The organism is Rahnella selenatireducens, from assembly GCF_046449555.1.
Lineage (GTDB): Bacteria > Pseudomonadota > Gammaproteobacteria > Enterobacterales > Enterobacteriaceae > Rahnella > Rahnella selenatireducens.
Genome location: NZ_JBKEZJ010000045.1, coordinates 1 through 935 on the forward strand (window position 1 = coordinate 1; position 935 = coordinate 935).

Here is a 935-nt window from a genome sequence, read left to right on the forward strand (position 1 = left end):
TTCTTCATCGTAATGCCAGTGCGTCATCAGCCCGGCGTCGTCGCTGCGGATAAGCCGTCCTGATAAGTCGTACAGATAATTTTGCACGCGCCCGTCGAAGCCGGTTTCCTGTATCAGGCGGTCCATGACGTCGTAGCTGAATGTCGTATCGACGCCGTTTTCATTCACCAGCCGCATCAGCCTGCCCGCGCTGTCGAATTCAGTCTGTCGGGTCAGCCCGCCTTCGTTCTGTGCGGTTGGATTACCGCGCTCGTCGTAACTCTGGGTGCTCTGCGTCCCGTCCGGTCGGGTGACGGTGATGACGTCTCCGGCCGCGTTATATTCCCAGCGGGTGATAAGCCCTGCGCTGTCCTCGCGCGAAATTCGTCGTCCACGCGCATCGTAGGCAAAGCGGGTTTTCATGCCTTCTTCGTGCAGGATTTCCAGCGGCTGGCCGTCGCGGTTGTAGCGGTAAATCGTTTTAAAACCGGAGCAGTCGGTGAAAGCGGTCAGCAAACCGGCGGCGTTCCATGCCAGCGTCTGACGCCCGCCTGCCGCGTCTTCGGTGGTGCAGGGCTGTGCACTCTTGTCGTCCGCGTAGTGATAGCGGCGGGTCTGATTCAGGGTGTCGGTTTCGGAAGTCAGGCGGCCTGAAGAATCGTAGTCTTTACGTATCTGACGTCCGTCGGGCGCGGTCGCCGAAATCAGCTGTCCGGCGCGGTTATAGCTGAACCGGCTGCGCTTTTCGCCGCCGGGGTGGACGATTTCGGTCAGGTCACCGCTGGCCGGGTTGAGATGAAATTCGGTGGTTCGCCCGAGGACATCGGTCTGGGATATCAGCTGGCCGCGGTTATTAAAGACGCTTTGCGTAGAGCTGCCGTCGGCCTGTTCGAGTCTGACCACGCGGCGTAATCCCTTCTCGCCTTCAAAGTGATAGACGCGTAAGCGCCCGAGGC

General features: G+C 60.0%; 1 pseudogene. It reads right to left on the reverse strand.

What is annotated here, in order from left to right:
• Positions 1 to 935: pseudogene (locus ACLBVC_RS24735) on the reverse strand (RHS element protein); the annotation flags it as partial.